A 21653-nucleotide genomic window follows, 5' to 3' on the forward strand; every position below is an offset into this window, starting at 1 on the left:
CCTTTGGTATGACTCTATTTTTATATCATTATCGTTTTGCGCTAAAACATTGAGATTGAGTGCATCACCATACCGTACACCGTCAATCTCCGATGACTGCTTACTTCAAATAGGTTCCCGTTTCTCCAATTCCACCACTGCCATTCAAAACATATACCCTTGCATTTCCTTTACCGGAGCAAGTCAAGGTAATTTTGCCATCCGTAACTTTTTTGGAATCACCGGTCACTGCATCCACATAGGTTCCGTTCGGAATTCCGGAAAACGTTGCGTTTCCCGAAATCGTGACCAACGCAAAGCTGTCAATGCCTTTGGCGCTGTCGGTATATCTTCTCTTAAACGCAAGATTACCCGTTACATTTTCTGTAGAATACTGGCCTTTTTGCAAGGCAGGAACAGCTCTTCTAATTAAATTAAGCTGTCTGATATGTTTCGCCAGAGGATGGCTGAGTGATTCCGCAAGCGTGCCAGTAGCGTTTGTGTATTTGCCATAATCTTGTACCATAACACTGCCTTCTATGTGATCGCCGTAGTAAGCCCGTCCCGTTTTGCTTAGCGGTGCATTTGGACCCGGATCAATGACTGCCCCCTTTTGAAATTCGATTTCGGAGCCATAGAAGATGGCAGGTATTCCGCGGAAGGTGAACATCAGATCGAGATTCTCGGCCCAAGTATCTTGTGTGCCCGCAAATCTTTGATTTTCCGGAGCCTGGTCGGGCGCATAGTCATGAGAGTCGACATAGGTTACATTCCAGGTGGCATCATTGTAGTATTGATCTCCACTTCTCATATTGAAGGCTTCATGCGCGGTCTTGAATGCCCAATGCATAGGAAAATCTATCACATCCATACCCGATTTCATCGAATAGTCAGGCGTATGATAGGTATTGCCGATTAAGAAAGCATTGTTCGAGGTTGGCTGTCCTGCTGTAGTAGAGTTATCCGTCCACTCTTGTTCAACCGACATTTTATTAGAGGCATAGTCATTTTTCCCATCGCCCGGATATGATTTTGAAGCCTTCCAAGTATAGAATGGCGTTGAAATCGCTGGAATCCCGCTGTTCCAAACATCTCTGTACCGGGTGGCTACTTCTCCAAAAACATAGAAATCCGAGCCGCCTCTTGTCTTCCAGGCAGGAATATAGTACTTGTTGAAAATATATCGGCTCACATGCTTCACTGTATCGACACGGAAAGCGTCAACGCCCATGTCTATATAGTGATTGTAGGTATCAATTAAATATTTGTTAACTGCAGGGTTTTCCGTGTTCAAATCCACGCAATCTCCCGCTATCTGACCAGTCTGAACAGTATAGGACTCCCAGGAAAGACTTTTCTCTGTATGGTAAATATTATTATTCGTTTCGGCGGTCTTCATTAAAGCGAGCCTTGCCTGATACTGCTGATCGGGTGTCATGGAATCATAGTTTGACGGCAGCTTATCCGTAGTTTTCACCAAGTTGTTACCGGTATCCGGTTTAGCCGGATCTTTCTTAAACATGGGGTACAGATTCTCTTCACCAAAATTACCGGTATGATTGACGACGATGTCCTGAATAACCTTCAGCCCTTTGGCATGGGCCGCATTGATCAAATCCTGATAAGAAGCTCCCGCCGATTCATACCTTGGATCTACTTTGGCAAAGTTTATAGCATGGTAACCATGATAATCATAACCGCTGGCATTCTGCACAACAGGTGTAATCCAGATGGCACTAAATCCGAGGGCTTTGATATAATCGAGCTTTTGAATCAGTCCCTTAAAATCTCCTCTCCAAGCCGGGTCCGACTCCGGATTACGCGCCTTGGTATCATCCCATGCATGCACATTGTTGCTTGGATCACCGTCATAGAACCGGGAAGTAATCACGAAGTAAATAGTGTCTTCCCGAAAATCCCCCTTGTCTCCAATATTATAAACAAAGCTCTGTTTGGTTTGATTCCCAGCACCGTCTATAATAAGAAATTTTAATGTCGTGGTCTTGGAGATAAGGATGGACGGACCGGTCAATCCGGCCAGTGCGTTACCGTGGATGTAGACTTTTGAGCTTGTGGTAGGTTCCGTACCATCCTCCGTGTAGTATGCCTTGGTCGTTGCTGCCTTGTTATCTTTCAGGTTGAAGGATACCGTCACAGAGGAACCGGAATGCCCGGCAGGCAAATTCGCCGTGATTGTCGGAGCTTGCAGATCGGCATTTAGATCAATTACATAATCGAAAGAGGATGCATTTCCAGTTTGACCGATTGAATTGACAGCGATGGCTTTGATAGTCAAAGAGGAAGCAACCTTGATTGGAGTGGTATACAAGGTCGAGGAGGTCGTAGGTGTCGAACCGTCTATCGTATAATAAATCTTATCGCCACTGTTGGTGCTGGACAGCGTTACCATTTGGGCCGAATCGTATGTTTTCGGCTCGGGGGAGATGGAAACCACCGGAACTTTTGGAGTTTCCGGGTTGGCATCATACCATACGTTATCCGTGTAATACCAGCCCTCTTTCACACTGCGGGACAAGTCGGCCGTCTGTTTGCCACTACTATCATTAAAGATGAGACTTGAGCCTGTCGCATCGGCAATGGTATAGCTATACCAGTCGTTTCCGTCCGACTTCATCAGAATTCCGGGCCACGCCCCACTAATCGGAACGGTTGCCGGATTCAAATTCCAGTAATGGATTCGAATTGCTGAATTCCAGCTTGCAGGCTTTTTAAAGTGAACCGTTAATCCATTTTGAGTTGATGTAGGTGATGCTGTAGGTGCATACGTCGCAGTAACGGTAGACGTGACCGCTGCGGTCGGCAATGGAAGAACATTCACTGTGGAATTCGTATAGGCGGCTGTATGATCGGTGTTACTGGCCGAAGCACCGCCAGGTAAACCGAAAAAGTTCAAGCAAAGCGACAGTATAATCAACCAAGAAATAAAACTCCCTGTTTTTTTTCTTAGCAAGTTAACACCCTCCTGATAAAATTTAGTAGCTAGATAGTGCAACCGGTTGCATAAAAAAAAAAAAAAAAAAAAAAAAGAAAGACACTTATTTTGGATAAAATGAATCCATTGATCGCCTCCCCCGTGTTATATAAGGAAAATCATTGTACACGCTTACAAAATAAACTCTTAAAAAAGCCCGTTTAAATACGGATCCAAAATAATCGATGATTTTTCCTTTTTTGATTATATCATCCATACTTTTCCTCGGTCAATGTATTTGCTAGTGTGTAGATTTCCTCCGACCATAATCACTCTTTATGAAAACCAATGGCTACTTTTCAGAACTCTCTCGCTCGCAAATTCCCAGCATACCTACCTCTAATCTAAACTATGTAAAATTTTGGTTGGGTGTAATGAATTTCACATCTTTCCGGGTCAACCTGTTCTACCATAGAAGAGTGATACGCCGTGCTGGGCAGACCATTTTGGTCGGGACGTTTACTTCCTGTTCTAAATTAGTTACAGAGGCTGTCTAGCATGCGCGGCAAGTACGCCTTTATTTTGATTCGAAGCGGAGTGTCCAGATGTTGAATACCGAATTGGAATACCGTGAGCGCATCAGGAAGCTGGCCGTATGTATTGTCAAGCATTACCGAGGAAAAGGACCGGACAACGTTAAGGTTTCTTTGAACTCACCACTCCGAGTTACAGTAGAGATCCAAGGTACTTTGTCTAATCTGTCCGAAATTCTCGTTCATGAAGGCGCTGTGGAAAAGGTCAGTGATTACTGGAATGTCCTTCGTCCTTATCTGGAAAAGGAGTTTATGAGGGAAGCCGAAAAAACACTTGGCAGTCCCTTCACTTACACTTGGGAGGTCTGCCCCTCCGTCCATGGAGACGGACATATTATCATTACTCTTGAACTACAACACATACCCCGGTTGGATTAGCGGGAAGGAGATTATCTCCTCGCTCGCGGATAAGCCAGTACAGAATGCAGCGTAAAGCGGCATTTTTGTATTGGCTTTTTTTATGTTACGTGTTTCATCTATTTCATATAAAAAGAGGTGCTGCACACATGGCAGACAAGGTATTAACAGTATGTCCTTACTGCGGAAGCGGTTGTCAGCTTCATTTGCTAGTGGACAAAGGACAGGTAATTGGCGCAGAGCCGGCTAATGGTCGTACAAATGAAGGAACATTGTGTTTGAAAGGACATTATGGGTGGGATTTTTTGAATGATCCACAGATTCTGACTGCACGCTTGCGCAAGCCCATGATTCGCAAAAATGGAGTCATGGAGGAAGTGGAGTGGAATGAAGCCATTCAGTATACTGCCGAACGGCTGTCAGCAATTAAGGAAAAGTATGGACCTGACTCTATCATGGGGACGGGTTCCGCACGCGGTCCGGGGAATGAAGCCAATTATGTCATGCAAAAGTTCATGCGGGCAGTCATTGGCACCAATAATATTGATCACTGTGCCCGTGTTTGCCACGGTCCTTCCGTAGCAGGCTTAACCTACTCGCTTGGGGATGGGGCTATGTCCAACTCTATTCCTGAAATTGAACATTCTGATCTCCTTTTCGTATTTGGATACAATGCGCCAGAAACGCATCCAATCGTCGCAAGACGTATTGTAGCTGCCAAGCAAAGAGGTGCCAAAATTATTGTATGTGATCCTCGTATGACTGAAACAGGGCGCATCGCGGATATGTGGCTACCTCTAAAAGGCGGCTCGAACATGGCTTTGGTGAACGCCTTTGGTCATGTGCTAGTACATGAAGGGCTGTACGACAAAAGATATGTCGAAGCAAACACAGAAGGCTTTGCCGAATATGTAGAAAACATTAAAAAATATACACCTGAATATGCGGAAGGTATTACGGGTGTCAAGGCTGCTGACATTCGGGCGGCTATGAGGGAATATGCCAAGGCTCCTACCGCTACAATTCTATACGGAATGGGCGTATGTCAATTTTCACAGGCCGTTGATGTGGTAAAAGGGCTCGCATCCCTTGCCCTGCTTACTGGTAATCTGGGCAAGCCAAATGTAGGTATTGGACCTGTACGTGGACAAAACAATGTCCAGGGCTCCTGCGACATGGGTGCATTACCCAATGTGTATCCTGGTTACCAGGATGTCATCGATACTGCAGTTCGCAAAAAGTTTGAAAAAGCATGGGGTGTTGAACTGCCGCGTAAAAAAGGATATTCACTTACAGAAGTACCGCATCTCATTCTGAAAGAGAACAAGCTGAAGGCTTATTATATCTTCGGCGAAGATCCTGTACAAAGTGATCCGAACGCTGCCGAGCTGCGTGAAGCGCTGGAAAAATTGGAATTTGTCGTGGTGCAGGATATTTTCATGAACAAGACGGCACTGCATGCGGATGTCATCCTCCCTTCTACCGCTTGGGGCGAGCATGACGGGGTGTATTCTTCGGCAGACCGTGGCTTTCAGCGCATCCGCAAGGCCGTCGAGCCTCAGGGTGATGTAAAGCCAGACTGGGCTATTATTAGCGAGGTTGCTACCGCTATGGGCTACCCTATGTCCTATGCAAACACAGAGGAAATTTGGGATGAAATGCGAAGCCTAAGTCCCTTATTCAGTGGTGCCAGCTATCAGAAAATGGAGGAACAAGGCGGCGTACAATGGCCATGTCCTACAGAGGATCATCCAGGTACACCGTATTTGTACAAAGGCAACCAATTTTCCACACCTAGTGGTAAAGGCCGATTATTCGCCTGCGAATGGCGACCACCACAAGAACAGCCGGATGCACAATTCCCGCTTGTCTTATCTACAGTACGTGAGGTAGGCCATTACTCCGTACGTACTATGACTGGTAACTGTCGTGCATTGCGCCAGTTGTCTGATGAGCCTGGATTTATTCAGATTAGTCCGGAAGACGGAGCAGATCTAAACATTCTAGATGGCGAAATTGTGGCTATCTCCTCGCGTCGGGGACGCATTATGGCACGGGCACAAATCAGTGACCGTGTGCAGAAAGGTGCGACCTACATGACCTATCACTGGTGGGTCGGAGCATGTAACGAGTTGACCGCCGATTTTCTCGACCCGGTATCCAAAACCCCGGAATTAAAATACTGTGCCATCCGGTTGGAGCGGATTGCCGACCAAGCGCAGGCTGAACGTGATGTACATGAATCATACCAACAGATTCGTAAACAAATGAACGTTCAGGAAGCCGTTTTAGCTGACAAGGTGACGAGATGAGCGGCGCGCGCAACACGCTGAGCCGTCCGACAAACAGAATGGGGTCAGCCGATAGAACAAGTGCTATTGCTTCCTCATTCGTCGTTGCAGACGGCGGGCAATGTATTGGCTGCAAAGCCTGTGAACTGGCGTGTTTTGCCGTTCATGGGCAGGCAGGCGGCATAGGCGCTTCGGTCGGAACCGTCAGTGTGCCTGTGTTTCCCAAGGTATATGTAGTGCGCGCCGGAGATACGTACGTGCCAGTGCAATGCCGGCATTGTGAAAATGCCCCCTGTGCACATGCCTGCCCGGTGCAGGCCATTCGCCAGGAGGATGGCGTAGTCATGATTGATGAGGACCGATGCATCGGCTGCACCTCCTGTGTCTTGGCCTGCCCCTTCGGAGCAATCGAGGTGTCTCCAATCTATCGAGCCGGGCACGTTGTCACGCAGTCCGGTCTGACTAACCGTGCGAATCGAACCGCGCTTCCCCGCACTGCGGCAAGCAAATGCGATCTGTGCGCGGAAACAGAGAACGGACAGCCTGCTTGTGTAGAGGCCTGTCCAAATCATGTGCTACGGCTGGCCAATGGTATATCCGACTCGCCTCCAGAGCCTCGGCGGGAAGTCTTTTTCCCACGCCTGTAAGGTCAAAATCAGCCGCAGAAAGGTAGAAAAACATGTCAACAACAGACAAGATCTCTTCGCCTCCATGTATGAGGACGTCTGATTCTACAGACCCCGTCATTCATATTGACCCAACGCTCTGTACTGGATGCAGACGCTGTGCGGGTGTTTGTCCGGTAGATGCCATAGAGGGACTGCCTGGAGAACCTCAAACCGTGAACGCAGACCGCTGTGTTATTTGCGGTCAATGTGTGCAAATCTGCAGCGTATACGCCACAGATTGGGCAGATTCATCTCCGCAGGCAGCCGCCATCAAACGTCAGGAACGTATACGTGAACGCGATATGCCTGCCGACACCGGCGAACCGCTCTTTGCTGCCTATTATAGCTACAGTCTGAATAAGGTAGCTGACATGATGAAGAAGCCAGGACAGCTTCGAATCGTGCAGTGCGCCCCAGCCATTCGTGTGTCACTCGCGGAGGAATTTGGTATGCCGTTTGGTACCCTAACACCCGGCAAAATGGCCGCTGCCCTTCGTCGCCTCGGCTTTGATCGAGTATATGATACGAATTTTGGAGCTGACGTAACCATCATGGAAGAAGGCACTGAGTTGATTCGCCGCGTAACCGAGGGTGGACCGTTACCGATGTTCACATCCTGCTGTCCAGCTTGGGTCCGTTTTGCCGAGATTGAATACCCCGATCTGCTAGACCATCTATCCAGTTGCAAATCGCCAATGCAAATGGTGGGAGCGCTGGTCAAGACCTATGGTGCACAGCTGGATGAGGTGGAACCTGCGAATATTTACAGCGTCGCGATCATGCCATGTACCTGTAAACAATTTGAATGCGATCGTCCCGAAATGGAATCCGATGGTTATCGTGATGTGGATGAGGTATTGACCACGCGTGAGCTTGCATACTGGATCAAGCAACAAGGCATTGATTTTATGAACCTGCCTGATGAGGAATTTGATGCACCGCTAGGTCAATATTCAGGCGCAGGTACTATTTTTGGTGTAACTGGAGGAGTTATGGAAGCTGCCATCCGCACAGGTTATGAACTGCTGACGAATGAGAAGCTGCCAAAGCTCCAGCTGGATTTTGTCCGTGGCGAGGAAGGCATTCGAGTAGCGGAGGTACAGGTGGGCGAATTGCAGCTCAAGGTAGCGGTCGTCGCTGGACTCCAGCATGCCTATCAGCTCCTGGATCGTGTGCAGGCAGGCGAATGTGATTATCATTTTATTGAGGTGATGGGCTGTCCAGCTGGATGTATCAGCGGAGGAGGGCAACCCAAGCTCATGTTAGAAAAACAAAAAATCGAGGCTTATCGTGCGCGTAAATCGTCCATCTATGGACATGATGCTGCATCTCAGGTGCGCAAATCGCATGAGAATCCTTTTATCATCAAGCTGTACGATGAATTTCTAGGTGAGCCGCTAGGTCATGTATCACACCATCTGCTGCACACGTCCTTTCAAAAGCGTGGACCCGGCAGGCAGAGCCGCAGCAGCAGTGATATGTCCGTCAAAGGACATATCGATTATCCCATTCATTAGTACGTTCAACACATAGATATAATCATTAGAAATTATAATTTGCCGTTAGTTAGAGAGGAGTCGAGTTAGTATGAATCGCTTTGTTTTAGCTGATCCCGATCAGTGTATCGGCTGTCGTACCTGTGAAATCGCATGTGTTATCGCACATTCATCGGAGAACCCTTTTATCTCGCCAGATGACGAGTTTCATTTTCACCCTCGCTTAAAGGTGATCAAATCCTTTGGAGTCACCGCACCTGTCCAGTGTCGTCACTGTGAGGATGCTCCATGTGCTAATGCTTGCCCGAACGGCTCCATTACGAACGCAGACGGCTGCATTCTTATTAACAGCGAAAGTTGCATTGGCTGTAAAACCTGCATGATCGCCTGCCCTTACGGCGCGATTACCATGGTGCCTCAATATAGAGACGGACAGCCGGTCGTGCAAGACGGACTGTACACTAATGTGTCGGGTCGTCTGCAACCCAAAGAACGCATGATTGCCAGCAAATGTGATTTGTGCGAAGGTGTGGATGGCGGACCGGCCTGTATTGGAAAATGTCCAACGCAAGCCCTCAAGCTGGTCGAGCCAGATCTGGTTCATGCACGGGTTGAGGAAAAACGAGCTGCAAGTGCACGTCAGCTGCTGCATATGACACGTATTCCGGCGACGGGTCTATAACATGACTCCGTCTTCTCCTCTGGTCAAAGTTATGCGGACCGAACGGGATGCACTAGGAGACATGGAAATTCCTGCGGAGGCCTTGTACGGTATTCACACCGCACGTGCGATGAACAATTTTGCAGTCAGCGGCAGGCCCGTGAACAGAAACCTGATTCACGCTCTTGTATTGGTGAAAAAAACGGCCGCTCAAGTCAATGGTGAGCAGAAACGGCTACCTACTCACCGGGTGCCTGCCATTGTAAATGCCTGCGATGAATTACTCGCTGGACGGCATCAAGATATGTTTACCGTAGATGCCATGCAAGGCGGCGCAGGCACCAGTACCCATATGAATGTAAATGAGGTCATTGCTAATTTGGCCATCGTACAGCTAGGGGGGCAGCCAGGGCAATATGAGCTTGTACATCCGCTGGATGATGTGAACTGCTGCCAATCTACGAATGATGTCTATCCTACGGCGCTACGAATTGCTGCGATACGCCTGCTGCGCCCTTTATGTGACACGATGTCTTCGTTACAAAATACTTTACAGCAAAAAGAAATAGAATATGCCGACCTGCTCAAGCTAGGCCGCACACAGCTAATGGATGCCCTGCCTATGATGGCCGGGCAAGGCTTTGGTGCCTACGCAAAAGCTATAGCGCGTGACCGTTGGCGCCTCTATAAAGCCGAAGAACGGCTGCGAGAAATCCCAATTGGAGGCACGGCGATTGGCACAGGTATGAATGCGCCTCGGGCTTACAGCTACCGGATGGTCGAAAAGCTGGCGGACGAGACTGGATTAGGACTATGTCGTAGCGACCACCCCATGGACCCGATTCAAAATATGGATGTCTTCGTTGAGGTATCGGGTCTACTTAAATCCGCTGCCGTAAATCTGCTCAAAATATCTGGCGATTTTCGTCTGCTGGCCTCTGGTCCTTTCGGTGGTATCGGTGAATACATGCTGCCTCCGGTCCAAGCTGGCTCCTCTATTATGCCAGGCAAGGTCAATCCGGTGATGGCAGAAATGGCCGGATTGACAGCGATGCGCGTGATGGCCAATGATGCGGCTATCACGATGGCTGCTGCCTCTGGACAGCTGGAGCTGAACGCGTTCCTACCGTTGATTGCCGAGTCGCTGCTGGAATCTCTGCACATTCTCAGCAATGCCGTTCAACTGTTCGAGGAACGGTGTGTGCGCGGTCTGATCGTACATGAGGAACGCTGCTCTGCTAATCTGCACAGCTCAGCTGTGATGGCTTCTGCGCTAGTCGCGGAACTTGGCTATGATGAAGCTGCTTCCATTGCATCAGCAGCCATTGCACAGGGGCGCTCACCAGAGGATATTGCAGAGGATCGCGGTCAACTGACCCGTGCGCGAATTGACCAATTGTGCCATCCCTATACCGTTACCAAGCCCGGAATTCCGGGGCAGGAAGAAGGAACTCACCATGGGAATGAATGATACCCCGAGAAGCAACCGACCACATATCGTTCTGCTTGGTCGCCGAAATGCAGGCAAATCCAGCATTCTGAACACCTTGACCGGCCAGCCCGCCGCTGTGGTATCACCTATAGGAGGGACGACTACGGACCCCGTTTTCAAGCCGATGGAGCTACTTCCTGCGGGTCCCATTGTTCTGGTGGATACCGCCGGACTGGACGATGAGGGTGAGATCGGGGAGCTGCGCCGCAACAAAACGCTAGAAATTCTTAATAGTACAGACTTGGCTCTGCTGGTCATCGACGCCACTGTTGGCGTCAGACCATTCGAGCATGAGCTGCTTGAAAAGCTACGCACTAAAAAGATTCCTGTCATTGGGGTACTTAATAAAATAGATACCCTTGCTGAATCAGATCCGATGGCTGCAACGCTGGGGAACGAATTGAATCTCACACTGATTCCTTTCAGTGCCGCTATGCTTCGGGGGGACACTGAACTGAAAAAGGCCATCACGAATACACTCCCCCAAAACGAAGATCGCTTCCGCATCGTAGGTGACTTGTTGTCACCTGGCGATCTGGTCGTGCTGGTGGTTCCCATCGATAAAGCTGCGCCAAAGGGTCGATTGATTCTGCCGCAGCAGCAAACGATCCGTGATACGCTAGAGAGCGATGCCATCGCTGTAGTGACCAAAGAGCATGAACTACGTTTGACGCTGGAGCGACTGGGACGCAAGCCCCGCCTGGTCATTACAGATTCACAGGTCTTTATGAAAGTCGCAGCCGACACACCCAAGGATGTACCTCTTACCTCTTTCTCTATTCTGTTTGCCCGTCATAAAGGCGATCTGGACGAACTGGTGCGAGGGGCAAGAGCCATTGATCGCCTCAAGGATGGAGACCGTGTACTCATTGCCGAAGCCTGCACTCACCAATGCCAATCTGACGATATTGGTCGAGTGAAGATCCCTCGTTGGCTCCGCCAAACGATAGGCAAACGTCTCATTATCGAGCATGCATCCGGCTCCAGTTTCCCTGACGATTTGAGTGAATATGCGTTGGTTATTCATTGCGGTGCCTGTATGCTCAATCGGCGTACAATGCTTCACCGAATGTCTGAAACGAAAGCGGCCGGCGTGCCGATTGTTAACTATGGTGTTTTTATCGCTTATGTACAGGGGGTCTTTCCCCGCGCTATTGAATGCTTTCCATCTGCTATGCTGGCCTGGGAGCAAGCGGCTGAAGCCGGAAGTTATTCCTAAAATAACTCGCCATTAATATTTTTTTCTCTAGACATACAAAAGCAGCCGCGCTGATTCCAACGCGACTGCTTTTTATGTTCAAATGCTATTATTATAAATAATAAGAATTTTCATAGCGTGAAATGATACTACCCATATTATATAATGCTAAAAATACAAATCGCGCTCGCCTGCTTCTAATCGTTCAAGTCTGTCAAGCGTCAAACGGCGTGTCGATTCACGTGGGATACGCTCCAGATTCTCTCGCAACGCGGCAGCTCCCAGTTCACGTGCCTCCTCATCCCCATAATCTAGTAGATATTCTTGGAAGGTCAGCAGCGAATTCGGCTGGCACACATTGTGAATTTGTCCGGATTTGGCAAGCTCCATGAAGCGATCTCCGGTTCGTCCCTCACGGTAGCAAGCTGTACAGTAGCTTGGCATATATCCGCCACGACATAGACTTTTAATAATTTCCGATGGTGAGCGATGGTCTCCCACCTCAAATTGAGGCTTATCTTCCGTGTCCTGTTTGGCATAGGCACCTACGCCCGTAGCTGATCCAGCACTAATCTGTGACACGCCTAAACCAATGACACGGTCTCTATATTCCGGCTCCTCGCGTGTAGACAGAATCATACCAGCATAAGGGACAGCCAGTCGAAGGACGGATACAATTTTCATAAAATCATCATCGTTGACCAGGTACGGATATCGCTCCAGGTCTACATTTTCAGCCGGACGCAAGCGTGGAACCGAGACCGTGTGAGGCCCACAGCCAAAGACTTCTTCCAAGTGCTCGGCGTGTTTCAGCATGGCTACAGTTTCATAGCGGAAATCATACAAACCGTACAACACACCGATCCCCACATCATCTATACCTGCACGCATAGCCCGGTCCATTGCGGTGGTGTGCCAATCAAAGTCCCGTTTTGGTCCTTGTAAGTGAAATTTGCGATAGCTCTCCCGATGATACGTTTCCTGAAATAAAATATACGTACCAATGCCCACCTCTGCCAGCTTGCGATAGTCCTCTTCGGTTGTGGATGCAATATTCACATTGATCCGCCGAATGCTGCCGTTATCTACTTTGACCTCATAGATTTGGCGCAGACAATCGACGATATAGTCAATGGGACAATGGACTGGATCTTCGCCCGCTTCCAGTACGAGTCGCTTGTGTCCCAGTTCTTGAAGTACTCTGACCTCCTCCACCAATTCCTCCGGGGTTAGGCGGCTACGCGTAAAGCTATCATTGGTGTGTTTATAACCACAATATTCGCAGTTATTAACGCAGTGATTGCTTACATATAAAGGAGCGAACAGCACAATCCGATTGCCATAAATCTGCTCTTTGACTGCCCGCGAAGATTTGAACATCTCTTCCAATAATTCAGGATCATCCACATGCAAAAGAGCCGCCGCTTCACTTGCATTCAGTCCGCGGCAGGCTCTACCCTTTTCTAAAATTTCCAAAATGCGTTGTCGATTGGTTGCCTCTTGTTTCCCCTGCTCCACTGCAGCCATAATCTCTGCTTCATTAATAAAATCCGCCGACACTTTCTCCCGTACTCCACTCACGTATACCCATCTCCTTATTTATGGTTACTGCACTGTTTCCGTCACTTTTCACACTGTCCCCTGTCTCATAAGCTGTCGTTGCACTCTCAAACTATCACCGCGCCCCATATCAACTTCAAATCCAGCTCCACGGATCCGCAGCTCCAAGCAATGTCTACATTGGGCAGACTCATCACCCAAACATATTTTATTCTCATAAATCGCATACTTAGGCCTCACCGCCAGTGGCGACAAATTAGGCATCACCACATTCGCTCCCGCCTGAAGCGCCTTCTCCCTTCCTTGGGGATGAATCGTCCCCATGGCCGTGGATGCCGGAATAAGCGCATCTGGAACGACCAATCGGGATAATGAGATGATATCAAGTGCCTTTTCCATGCTCCCCTGGCTGGCCTCACGAAGCGGCGTGTTGCTATGTGGTAAAAAGGGACCAATCCCGATCATATCTGGCGACAGGCTATGCAAATAGACCAAATCGTCTGCTAATTCACTGTTCGTTTGTCCTGGCAATCCCACCATACATCCAGCCCCGATCTGAAAGCCGATACGTTGCAAAGCCAGCAGACGGCTACGCCTGCTTTCGATCGTCATCGTCGGATGCAGCTTGGCGTACAAACTGGGTGAAGCTGTCTCATGCCGGAGCAAAAAACGGTCCGCACCCGCCTCGTATAATCGCTCATAAGTTTCGTCATCCCGTTCACCGATGGACAATGTAACCGCCACATCTGCAAAACGGCTTTTAATTTCCCGAATTAGTTTCGTCAGCCGAGCAGCCGTAAACCAGTAATCTTCCCCACTTTGCAAAACAAAGGTCCGATAACCCAGTTCATACCCCTCCGCACAGCAGGCCAGAATTTCTTCCGGCTGCAAACGGTAACGGTCTGCCTGTTTATTCGAAGCACGCAGCCCACAGTACATGCAATCCTGACGACATATACTTGAGAATTCAATTAATCCTCGTAAAAAAACACCTTTGCCATAACGCTCCAATTTGGTGCGAGCTGCCAGTTGACGCAGTTGAGCTCGTAGCGCCGGCTCACTATCCAGACGTGTTAGCAGTTCCGTCATTTCTGTATGCGTCCATTCCTTGCCATCAGCCAGACGCAGTAATAATTCGTCCGTGACTCATCCCTTCTTCCCTCGTCCATCCGGACTTTACATCATCAGCGACTTATATCGTACATGTATTATTCTAGCAACATTAGAGAGAATATAACGTGACTAGTTTCACAAAAAATCCCATTTTCTGAAAACCAATTTCATTCTCAACTTAAAAACTACATATTCATCTCTACACACAAAAAAAAAGCTGCCTCCTCCCTTATGGAAGAAACAGCTTCTGTCGATGGTTCTGTTTATCACTGAATCAAATCAATCGCTTGCTGGGGTACAAAATAATCAACGCCGTTAAATACGACTACACCGTTGAGCGTAGAATTTTTACCATTGAGTGTAGCAATATTTTTGTATACTGGAAGCTCCAGCTTGTTACTGCCTTTGGTCACTGTAATGACTTTCGTGTCTGCAGTAAACTTGGCTCCTTTAGCTTCAAAAGCGGCTTTTGCAGGAACAAACAGTTGCTTGTTGACTGTATCCAAATCCAGTCCAAGTACACGTGTCATATACTTATTTACATCCGTATTGTCGATTACACCGGATGGACGGTCTCCGTTCGGCGCGTACGTGTACAACACAACATCGCCTCCTGTGTGCCCACCCGTAGTCCAGCCAATATTGGCACGTTTGCTAATCATCGGACCGACGGCATAGTTCATGCTGCCTTCTTTGGCATCTTTAATTGTCTTTACTTCTTCGTCTGTCAAATCGGTGATGCCAAAATACGTGGAAAGCACTTCTTTAATATTGCTGCGATCTGCATTCAGCTTGGCTTCCAAGCCTTCCCCCGTCAGCTTCGCTTTTTTCAGCGGGTCTATAAAAGAAGCCAAAGGCGTTTTGTCATAATTGCTAGTTGTATCACTGCTACCAATCGTCAATCCACCGTTTCCGTGGTCTGTCACTGCTACGACGACAGTATTTTGATTTTGCTTGGCGTAATCCAGAGCCACTTTCACGGCATCGTCAAATGAAAGCACGTCACTAATAATTCCCGTTGGATCATTAGCATGTGCAGCCCAATCCACTTTACTGCCTTCTACCATTAAGAAAAAGCCTTTATCATTTTTGGATAACACATCAATGGCTTTCGTTGTCATTTCTGCCAAACTAGGTTCCTTGGATGCATCGCGATCCAAGTTATACGCGAGGGCTTCGGGAGAAAAGCTGCCCCAGAGCTTGTTGGAGGTCGAATTTTTCAACCCTTCAGGTGTTGTGACAAAATCATAGCCCTGGTCTTTAATTTGAGCAATTATATCCTGGCCGTCCTTACGCCCTGCTGGCTCCAAAAACTTGCCGCCTCCACCTAACACAACGTCAACTCCGTTGTAGGCTTGTTGCATGCTGAGTGCATCATAATTTTTACGGTCAGGATAATGTGCGGTAAAATCAGCTGGTGTCGCATGCATAATCTCCGAAGTAGCAATAATTCCGGTCGATTTCCCTGCTAGCTTGGAAGCCTCCAGAATGGAAGCTACAGGTTTTTTGGCATCACCTGCTGCGATCGGTTGTTGTCCAGGCATCGTCGCTTCATCCGGAAGAACACCTACATAGCCAGTATGTGATTTATGTCCTGTGGCAAAAGCTGTACCCGCTGGAGCAGAATCGGCAATCGGTGCATCCGCGGAATGCGTGCGCACCATGCCGCTTGCCATGCTGTCTAACGTTAAAGATGATCCTTTGTACCATCTAGCCAGTGCAGTAGCGTCATTAGCCATACCGTCTGGAATCAGAATAATTACATTTTTAATTGATGTATCCTTCTCGACTGCCATCGCTGTCCCGCCGCTTACGGTTAGCATCATTGTCGCTACGAGTGCAGCGACCGATTTTTTCGTATGTATCCCCCAACATTTTAGCATTCATTTTCCTCCCAGACCTTTTTTGTACAACCAGAACTAAGATTAATTAGGTTTTATCAGGAGAATGTTAAGGGAATTCATTATCTGTATTAAAAGGCGCTATTTGTGAAAAAACACTTCATCTATATAAAACTTGTGACACATGAGATTCGTTAGGATTGGGCATTTAATTTTATTATTGTATAATCAGTCTATAATGTAATAGGAAAAGCTTATAAGATAAGGAGCATGAAATTCGATGGAGTTCAGACAGCTTCAGTACACCCTGCAAATTGCAGCGGAAAAAAACTTCTCACGTGCCGCAGAAAAACTGCATATTGCCCAGCCTTCTTTGAGCCAGCAATTGTCCAAACTGGAAAAAGAGCTTGGGGTGCTGTTGTTTCAACGCAACACCAGCACGGTGGAATTAACACATGCCGGAGCAAGCTTTGTGGAAAAGGCAAAAAAAATAGTCGACGCGGTGGAGCAACTCCGACAGGAAATGGACGATATCTCTCAACTGAGAAAAGGGAAGGTCGTCGTTGGCAGCATGCCTATCACGGGCTCCCATTTGCTGCCGCATGTGCTGCCTGTATTCAAGAGGGCTCATCCAGACATTGAAATCGTGTTAGTCGAAGATTCCTCCATGAATCTGGAGAAAAAAACGGCAAGTGGCGATACAGATCTCAGCCTGCTCTCTCTTCCCTTAGTAGAACCTACACTTTCTTATGTACCTATCGGTGAAGAATGGATTGATCTCGCCGTTCCTCCGGGTCATCCCCTAGCCGTGCGTAAAATCGGTGACCAGCCGCAGCCCGTGCATATGGAAGAACTTAAAGACGAGCCTTTTGTCGTCCTGAAAAAAGGGCAAGGCTTTCGCAAGCTGACGATGGATCTGTGTCATCAAGCAGGCTTTGAACCCAATGTGGTGTTTGAAAGCACTAATATGGAGACACTCCAATCGCTCGTCGCGACAGGTATGGGCGTGACACTCGTCCCCCGTTTTATCGCACGGGCCGCCAGTAGCGAGTTTGTTCCAGCATTGCTGCCACTAGCCGAACCTACCCCCAGCCGCACCTTAGCGATTGCTTACCGGAACGGACGTTATTTGTCTAAAGCTGCCGAAGCTTTTATTGATACCTTCCGAGAAACGGTCAAGCAACTTTCTCAAAAGTAGCCTCGAACGTGAAAAGGACCGTCTTCCTCCCCAGCCCAAACCAGAGAGGAAGACGGTCCTGGGGCTTTGCCCCTATACTTTCAATACTGCAATTAGATCACGGGTTCGATTACACTGTTGCGATGTTGCTTCCATCTGTCTTGAACGAACCACATTTCATGTTCATTTGAAATTCATGTCAGCCTCGCCTGATTACTCTACGCTTGCTCGGAAACTCCACTTTATCCATCCCGCATCACTTCTTTCCTTAAGGTCTCTAGTCTTGGTATCCAAGAATGTCCTACCTCAGTTCCAATGTGCTGTGTGATCCCAAAGTGTCTGTCCTCGCCTTGTTGTGATCAGGGTCTCCCTAGATGTGGTGGACTTTTGTCCTGATCATAGCCCATTTCATAGTTGTTTCCGACAACCTGTCTATTTAAGCCTCTCGGCCGTGACAGGCCATCCCTGTTCGCCAGTTCGGATCTACTTTGGTTATCCATCGTTATCAACCTCCTGGTGTCGGGATACTATTATAATACACCCATAGGCTGTATCTGAAACAGGCGGAACAATTTTTTTATCGGGAAGAACCAAATGCTTGCTGCACGTCAGCTTCACTCACTTGTGTCTTAATAACCAGTTTCGAAGGATCTTGAGGCGAATATATAACCTCTATAATACTTCCCTGCTGCAGTTTGGATAGTTGGGAAGAGAAAACATCCTTTTGCGTGGTTACATTAAATGTTTCGCCACTGCTTTTCGTCACCGTCAGCGTAAATTGAAGCTTGATTTTATTGGGCCCCGCTTCCCCCATGGGTGTGACATCCAGTATCTTCGCATAGGCTTGCTCACCGGTTTTGGCAATTTCCATCAGCTCAGGCGATACGCCCTGCTTGACCATCTGCTCATTCATTAACGCTTGCAAATCCATTTGCGACACCTGACCTTTCAGGTCAAGACCTACCTTCATTTTGTCTTTCTCAGATACGATCAACGGAACGATCGAGCCCGGCTGAAATTGAGCCATGGAGGTCAAAGGAATAATTGTCGTCAAAGCAGTATCATATTTGTCTTCTCCCTGTTTGGTTACGGTCAACCCGAGCTTTACCTGCGGTTGATTATTTACATAAGTCCCTGTTTGTTGAACACTTGTAATGATTCCCACTCCAGGAACACCCTTCTTGACTTTACCGCCTCCAAAAAATAGACCTAAAATACCCGGTAGAAATATAAGCGCAAATCCTGTATAAATTAACGGCCGATACCACGGAGCATCTATAATCAAAAATGGATCATCCCATAAATATTCAGCCAGAAAAGGCGAAAACCCTACGCCAAACACCAGAAGTACCCCAATCAGACTCAAAAATCCTTTCATCCTCCAAAACCCCTTTTTCAATCATCTATTTTAAAAATATGCCCGCAAGAATGGTGAAACGCTCCAATCATTTATGCTGTCACCAGCCCCATATAAATCAGCTCTGATGGATTTACCGGATTGCTACCCAGCCCCACTGTATCTCCGGGCCGCGGAATTTGCAGCTTGGAAACGAGTGTTTCCAGTGTTTTTTGGTATCGATTGCCGTTAACTTCCGTCACATCTAGTACAAGCACCACAATCGGATCAAAATTTACGAGCTTCCCGGTATCTGTTACCGAAATGACAACCGCAGTCGCTGCCATCGCCAATCCACCGTTAGCCGCTGCTTGAGCTTGTCTTGCCGAGTTTAAGCTCTGGTTGATCTGCTCCCGATGCTCTTTGGGGACCAGACCTTTCATAAGTAATCCGGATAAGCCCTTATTCATCAGTTGATCTGCATGTTCTATCGCATCCTGCTGTTTTTTCTTCTTGCCGAAAAAGTTCATCATGTGGCTGCACCTCATATTTTGTATTGTTGTTGTGCCTTATGAATTCAGTATAGAAGACGGTATCCGGCATCACAATATGTTTTGGCACATACAAAAAAACCGAAAAAACAGCAGCTTCAAACTGTATTTTGTCGGTTTAGTTTTGAACTTTGGGGCAGTTTGCACAAAATTTTGCGCACTTCGGAGCATTCTTTTACACGATCATCTGATCGTTTTGTGAAAAACGAATGCATCAGACTATTTTTTACGCAAAAGATAGACCAGTTTACGATAATACGCTGATGATTCTTTATAACGACGACTGTCCTCGGACACTACAGCCAGCGTTTCATATAGTTGCTCAAGCCGCGCAGGATGCTGGAGGGCTTCAAAATAAGGCAAGCATTGCTGAGCATGCTTCCAAAAAGCATCCTGTTTTCCCTGGGCAAGCGCAAGCTGGCTTTCATAAAAATCAAGCCCCATTTGCTGATCCGTTGTCAGATTAGTTTTACGCAGCTGATCCAGATGCTGTGAGAGCAGCCCCCAGTTTTTCCGGGCAAACGCAATCTCGCAGCGATATATCAGCGTAACGGGCAGCATCATTTGTTGCATTTCCTCTCGCTCCCGACTCACCAGTGCTTCAAAACGCACCACTTCCTCCAAGGCCTTATCCAGCTCGCCAATCGACGTCAGCATAATAATCCGATTGTTCAGGATCGTCGTGAGCATATCTGCTGCATTTTCCAAATAGACCAAATTGGCCTCCGCCATAGACAACGTTAACAGTGCTTCCTGTACAGAACCCATAGCAAAACAATATCCGCTGTAAGCCACATACAGACCCGTCAAACGGTGAAAAAGCCGATCATCATATACTCTGCGCATCGTCTGCTCAAATACCTGCTTTGCCTGATCAAATTGCTTGACCTGAATGCAGGCCTCCATCATAATGTTTTGCGCATTGAGCCAGTTTTCCGTCCCTTCTTCCACCAGGGGGATGAGCTGCGTAACATTATTTAGTACATCATAATAATGATTTTTAGAGCGGAAATACTGAATTTTATAAAATAAAATTGCTTTTTTTAGCGGTACAGGCAGCTCCACCTCATCCGAGCGACCAAACTTCTCCAAGTAAAAATTCAAATAGGTTTGATGCAAATAATCATAGGCCGTTGGGTCATTTAACTGTTGAAAATAAACAGCCTTCATTAAATAAATCGTCATTTCCACCACGAGCGAATCGTTGCGATCCTCCAACTGATCCACATAGCTTTCCGTAGCGGGATTAGCCAGCTTGGACAGCTCTGTGAAAATCTTATCCGCTGTAGCCAGCGTCTCCTCGTCCTCTGCCGATGCGCGCAATAGGTAAGAAGGTTGTACACCTAGGCGCTCAGCAATTTGCTCAGCTAAATCCTCAGCCAGCGGGTAACGGTCAGCCAGTATATTCGCAAAATGTGCAGGTGTAACTAATCCGTCTACTAACTCTTTACGGGATAGGTTTTTCTTTTTACACAAAAATTCAATGCGTTCCTTAAGCATGGATTATCCTTTCTACACTGACTATCGGTCATACAGCAGGGGACGCCGATCTTCAAACACCGGAATACGCCCACGCACGTCCTGAACCAAGGCTGATTCAATTGATCCTGTGAGAATTTCCTCCTGTTCTCCGCCCTCGGCAATCATTTCTCCCCATGGATCAATGATGAGCGAATGCCCGAAGAAATCGGTATCTCCGCTACGACCTACCCGGTTACAAGCGATGACATACATCTGATTTTCAATAGCCCGTGCGGTCAGCAGGGTACGCCAGTGGTGAAGCCGGGGATGAGGCCATTCTGCAGGTACGATCAGCAAATTTGCGCCAGACAGGGCCAGACTGCGAGCCAGCTCAGGAAAACGGATATCGTAACAAATTGACGCCCCAGCCTGTATTCCGCCATCCAGGGCGAATACAACCTTTTCCTCGCCAGGCTGTAAATATTTCTCTTCATCCATAAGTCGGAACAGATGAATTTTAGAATACGAAGCCACCTCTTTGCCTGTACGGTCAAAAACGAGCATCGTATTGTATACATGACCGTCGCTTTTTTTCTCTGCGATCGACCCTGCTACTACATTCACTTGATAAGTGGCGGCAAATGCCGCTATCCATGCCCGAGTCTCCGTTCCTTCCTCGTCCGCCAGCTCATGAATGCGATCCAAGGCATAACCCGTATTCCACATTTCCGGTAGAACAATCAGATCTGGCTTTTGTTCGGCCTTTACCGCTTGTTCCATTAAAAAACGGATATGATTGTGGTTTTCGGAGGGATTTCCTATCTCTATATGAGCTTGAATAAGTGCCACACCGAATGGCTGAGCTTCCTGATACGTCAAAGTTCTTCATCCTCTCTGTGAGCCGGAACTTCCCGTGTCCCATTGTCCGGTATTTTCTCCCATCATAG

17 protein-coding genes are annotated in these 21653 nt (G+C 47.7%); 8 read left to right on the forward strand and 9 right to left on the reverse strand.

Annotation, left to right across the window (positions count from 1 at the left end):
• Positions 1–100: 100 nt before the first annotated feature.
• Entirely contained in the window at positions 101–2950 is a 2850-nt protein-coding gene (locus ACU1JV_RS01605; RefSeq protein WP_413986532.1) for an alpha-amylase family glycosyl hydrolase, read from the reverse strand.
• A 566-nt stretch (positions 2951–3516) separates the two neighbouring features.
• Between ACU1JV_RS01605 and ACU1JV_RS01610 the strand changes: the two genes are divergently transcribed.
• The 7 genes from ACU1JV_RS01610 (at position 3517) to hydF (ending at position 11688) form a co-directional block, all read left to right on the forward strand.
• Entirely contained in the window at positions 3517–3882 is a 366-nt protein-coding gene (locus tag ACU1JV_RS01610; protein ID WP_013371601.1) for a hypothetical protein, read from the forward strand.
• Positions 3883–4010: 128 nt separating this feature from the next.
• A complete protein-coding gene (fdhF, locus tag ACU1JV_RS01615; protein WP_413986533.1) occupies positions 4011–6173 on the forward strand; it encodes a formate dehydrogenase subunit alpha in 2163 nt (720 codons plus the stop codon).
• Positions 6170–6799, forward strand: coding sequence for a 4Fe-4S dicluster domain-containing protein (locus tag ACU1JV_RS01620; RefSeq protein ID WP_413986534.1), 630 nt, complete (start codon positions 6170–6172; stop codon positions 6797–6799). Before fdhF ends, ACU1JV_RS01620 begins: the two co-directional genes overlap by 4 nt.
• Positions 6800–6831: 32 nt before the next feature.
• Positions 6832–8337: a [FeFe] hydrogenase, group A gene (locus tag ACU1JV_RS01625; protein ID WP_413986535.1), complete on the forward strand. Its 1506-nt coding sequence runs from the start codon at positions 6832–6834 to the stop codon at positions 8335–8337.
• Positions 8338–8407: 70 nt separating this feature from the next.
• Positions 8408–8998, forward strand: coding sequence for a 4Fe-4S dicluster domain-containing protein (locus tag ACU1JV_RS01630; RefSeq protein ID WP_013371605.1), 591 nt, complete (start codon positions 8408–8410; stop codon positions 8996–8998).
• A 1-nt stretch (position 8999) separates the two neighbouring features.
• Positions 9000–10448, forward strand: coding sequence for an aspartate ammonia-lyase (locus ACU1JV_RS01635; protein ID WP_413986536.1), 1449 nt, complete (start codon positions 9000–9002; stop codon positions 10446–10448).
• Entirely contained in the window at positions 10435–11688 is a 1254-nt protein-coding gene (gene hydF, locus ACU1JV_RS01640; protein WP_413986537.1) for a [FeFe] hydrogenase H-cluster maturation GTPase HydF, read from the forward strand. The genes ACU1JV_RS01635 and hydF overlap by 14 nt, the downstream gene beginning before the upstream one ends.
• Positions 11689–11835: 147 nt before the next feature.
• On the opposite strand, the gene hydG is transcribed toward hydF, so the two are convergent.
• The 3 genes from hydG to ACU1JV_RS01655 form a co-directional block, all read right to left on the reverse strand.
• Positions 11836–13248, reverse strand: a complete 1413-nt coding sequence (gene hydG, locus ACU1JV_RS01645) for a [FeFe] hydrogenase H-cluster radical SAM maturase HydG (protein ID WP_013371608.1) — start codon at positions 13246–13248, stop codon at positions 11836–11838.
• Positions 13249–13296: 48 nt separating this feature from the next.
• Positions 13297–14349 carry a [FeFe] hydrogenase H-cluster radical SAM maturase HydE gene (gene hydE / locus ACU1JV_RS01650; RefSeq protein ID WP_267127973.1) on the reverse strand — a complete coding sequence of 351 codons (1053 nt, stop codon included), beginning with the start codon at positions 14347–14349 and terminating at the stop codon, positions 13297–13299.
• Between the two features lie 257 nt (positions 14350–14606).
• The gene (locus ACU1JV_RS01655; protein ID WP_413986538.1) at positions 14607–16223 is read right to left on the reverse strand and encodes an alkaline phosphatase; all 1617 of its coding nucleotides are present in this window, start codon (positions 16221–16223) and stop codon (positions 14607–14609) included.
• 238 nt (positions 16224–16461) lie between these two features.
• Here ACU1JV_RS01655 and ACU1JV_RS01660 point away from each other — a divergent pair, with 238 nt between their 5' ends.
• Entirely contained in the window at positions 16462–17379 is a 918-nt protein-coding gene (locus ACU1JV_RS01660) for a LysR family transcriptional regulator (protein ID WP_013371611.1), read from the forward strand.
• 338 nt (positions 17380–17717) lie between these two features.
• On the opposite strand, the gene ACU1JV_RS01665 is transcribed toward ACU1JV_RS01660, so the two are convergent.
• The 5 genes from ACU1JV_RS01665 to ACU1JV_RS01685 all read right to left on the reverse strand — a co-directional run bounded on the left by ACU1JV_RS01665 (position 17718) and on the right by ACU1JV_RS01685 (position 21585).
• Entirely contained in the window at positions 17718–17858 is a 141-nt protein-coding gene (locus tag ACU1JV_RS01665; RefSeq protein WP_165082404.1) for a hypothetical protein, read from the reverse strand.
• A gap of 77 nt (positions 17859–17935) precedes the next feature.
• Positions 17936–18736, reverse strand: a complete 801-nt coding sequence (locus ACU1JV_RS01670; protein WP_413986539.1) for a DUF3592 domain-containing protein — start codon at positions 18734–18736, stop codon at positions 17936–17938.
• 71 nt (positions 18737–18807) lie between these two features.
• Positions 18808–19227, reverse strand: a complete 420-nt coding sequence (locus ACU1JV_RS01675) for a hypothetical protein (protein ID WP_013371613.1) — start codon at positions 19225–19227, stop codon at positions 18808–18810.
• 237 nt (positions 19228–19464) lie between these two features.
• Positions 19465–20745: a helix-turn-helix domain-containing protein gene (locus tag ACU1JV_RS01680; RefSeq protein WP_413986540.1), complete on the reverse strand. Its 1281-nt coding sequence runs from the start codon at positions 20743–20745 to the stop codon at positions 19465–19467.
• Positions 20746–20766: 21 nt separating this feature from the next.
• Positions 20767–21585 carry a carbon-nitrogen family hydrolase gene (locus ACU1JV_RS01685; protein ID WP_413986541.1) on the reverse strand — a complete coding sequence of 273 codons (819 nt, stop codon included), beginning with the start codon at positions 21583–21585 and terminating at the stop codon, positions 20767–20769.
• Positions 21586–21653 lie beyond the last annotated feature (68 nt).

It is taken from the genome of Paenibacillus sp. T2-29 (genome assembly GCF_052921365.1).

Coding starts and splice junctions, on each gene's coding strand:
- fdhF (WP_413986533.1), top strand. CDS start 4,011: ATGGCAGACAAGGTATTAACAGTATGTCCTTACTGCGGAAGCGGTTGT.
- ACU1JV_RS01630 (WP_013371605.1), top strand. CDS start 8,408: ATGAATCGCTTTGTTTTAGCTGATCCCGATCAGTGTATCGGCTGTCGT.
- hydF (WP_413986537.1), top strand. CDS start 10,435: ATGGGAATGAATGATACCCCGAGAAGCAACCGACCACATATCGTTCTG.
- ACU1JV_RS01655 (WP_413986538.1), bottom strand. CDS start 16,223: ATGCTAAAATGTTGGGGGATACATACGAAAAAATCGGTCGCTGCACTC.
- ACU1JV_RS01680 (WP_413986540.1), bottom strand. CDS start 20,745: ATGCTTAAGGAACGCATTGAATTTTTGTGTAAAAAGAAAAACCTATCC.
- ACU1JV_RS01665 (WP_165082404.1), bottom strand. CDS start 17,858: ATGGATAACCAAAGTAGATCCGAACTGGCGAACAGGGATGGCCTGTCA.
- ACU1JV_RS01660 (WP_013371611.1), top strand. CDS start 16,462: ATGGAGTTCAGACAGCTTCAGTACACCCTGCAAATTGCAGCGGAAAAA.
- ACU1JV_RS01635 (WP_413986536.1), top strand. CDS start 9,000: ATGACTCCGTCTTCTCCTCTGGTCAAAGTTATGCGGACCGAACGGGAT.
- ACU1JV_RS01610 (WP_013371601.1), top strand. CDS start 3,517: ATGTTGAATACCGAATTGGAATACCGTGAGCGCATCAGGAAGCTGGCC.
- ACU1JV_RS01675 (WP_013371613.1), bottom strand. CDS start 19,227: ATGATGAACTTTTTCGGCAAGAAGAAAAAACAGCAGGATGCGATAGAA.
- ACU1JV_RS01670 (WP_413986539.1), bottom strand. CDS start 18,736: ATGAAAGGATTTTTGAGTCTGATTGGGGTACTTCTGGTGTTTGGCGTA.
- ACU1JV_RS01625 (WP_413986535.1), top strand. CDS start 6,832: ATGTCAACAACAGACAAGATCTCTTCGCCTCCATGTATGAGGACGTCT.
- ACU1JV_RS01620 (WP_413986534.1), top strand. CDS start 6,170: ATGAGCGGCGCGCGCAACACGCTGAGCCGTCCGACAAACAGAATGGGG.